Genomic DNA, 1,336 nt, shown 5'->3' with positions numbered 1-1,336 from the left:
TTAACCTACTTCTCTTTTAAGTCTTTTTTCGGCAAATTCAGACTTTAAGTTTTATATTTTTTAGAATTTTGTTTATTTACGAATTTTGGTTTTATTACTGTTTTTTGTGACTAGCACACAACGGTTCTCGGCTTGGCGATGTGGCGGATTTTTAGCACAAAAGTTCAATAGAATTACTACCGTTGAACCTTGCACAAATGTTTTATAGAAGCACTTCAGCCGCCATATTGCCAAACCGATGTTAGTGGCAGGCATTTATTATATTCCTGCACCTCCCAATATTTCGAGTTCTTGTCCTTTTGTAGGTTGTCCGTCCAAAATTGGCATTGCTTTCATTATAAGTTCTTTCACTCCTTCAATTTTTAGTGAGTTATCGTGTTCTTCTTTACTGTCCCAAATTTCAGTTACATAAATAGAATTAGTGTCATTTTCGTCTTTGCCGATTGCGTATATTTTACAACCTTTCGCAGTTGATACAAGTTTTGATGCTTGTATTAAAATTTCAGCAAGTTCATCTCTATGACCTTCTTTTGCCGTTAATTTTCCGTGAAGTAAATATTTATTTTTCATACTATTTTGTTGATAATTTTAAAATTTCGTTAGTTGTTTTCCAATTTCGTGTTGTCGCTTTTACTTTTAGTTTTGTTTCTAAAAAGTTGTTATTGAGTTTAGTTTTCCCATATCCATTTGGGCAATAAAGATAAATGGCATTATTTGTAAATTCAATTTCTTCATTTGGTTGTTTCTTTGATAGAATACTTTCTAAGTCAAATTGTTTGGGGTTTTCAGCCAAAAAAGTTACGTGCAAAAAGGAACTCTCTTTCAGTTTGTCTTTTGAGAACGGATTGTTGTCTATAATTGTTTCTAACGTTTTTGCGTTAAAAACAATTACAGGGACTTCAAACCCAAATTCAGTTTCAATTCCTGACGCAATGTTTTTTTCAATTTTTTTTGGGTCGTTTTCCTTTGATGAGAAAATAACGTTTCCACTTTGAACATATGTTTGTATGTTTTCAAAGTTTAGGTTTTCATACATTTTTTTCAAAGCGTCCATTTTAATTAATTTCTGTCCGCTTACGTTTATGCCTCTTAAAATTGAAATGTATGTTGTCATTCGTTCTTTCGCTTGTTTTTGGGGTTCGGTTATGCTTGCCACTAACGTGCCGCGTATTGGCGATGGGCGGGATTTTTAGCACTGAACTTTAATCGAAGAACAGAAGTTGAATTTTGCACTTCCGTTGATACGAAGCCGTTCAGCCCGCCTATTGCCAATACGATGTTGTACGACGTAGTTATGTTTTGGGTTTTAGTCCAGCTAAATATTTTCGTATGTCAT

General features: G+C 33.7%; 2 protein-coding genes. Both read right to left on the bottom strand.

The features are described from left to right. Positions 1–258: 258 nt before the first annotated feature. On the bottom strand, positions 259–570 hold the full coding sequence (locus EIY84_RS11725; RefSeq protein ID WP_070486550.1) for a putative quinol monooxygenase: 312 nt from the start codon (positions 568–570) through the stop codon (positions 259–261). A 1-nt stretch (position 571) separates the two neighbouring features. After that, positions 572–1,114 (bottom strand): DUF1697 domain-containing protein, encoded by a 543-nt coding sequence (locus tag EIY84_RS11720; protein WP_124643386.1) that lies wholly within the window; start codon positions 1,112–1,114, stop codon positions 572–574. Between the last annotated feature and the right edge of the window lie 222 nt (positions 1,115–1,336).

The sequence above is a fragment of the Amniculibacterium aquaticum genome (genome assembly GCF_003852705.1).
Taxonomy (GTDB): Bacteria; Bacteroidota; Bacteroidia; order Flavobacteriales; family Weeksellaceae; genus Amniculibacterium; species Amniculibacterium aquaticum.
Note: the sequence above shows the minus strand (reverse complement) of the source record. Positions and strands in the feature narration are given on the sequence as shown.

What these genes read in the sequence shown, in the direction of transcription:
- EIY84_RS11725 (WP_070486550.1), bottom strand. Translation starts at nt 570, where the DNA reads ATGAAAAATAAATATTTACTTCACGGAAAATTAACGGCAAAAGAAGGT.
- EIY84_RS11720 (WP_124643386.1), bottom strand. Translation starts at nt 1,114, where the DNA reads ATGACAACATACATTTCAATTTTAAGAGGCATAAACGTAAGCGGACAG.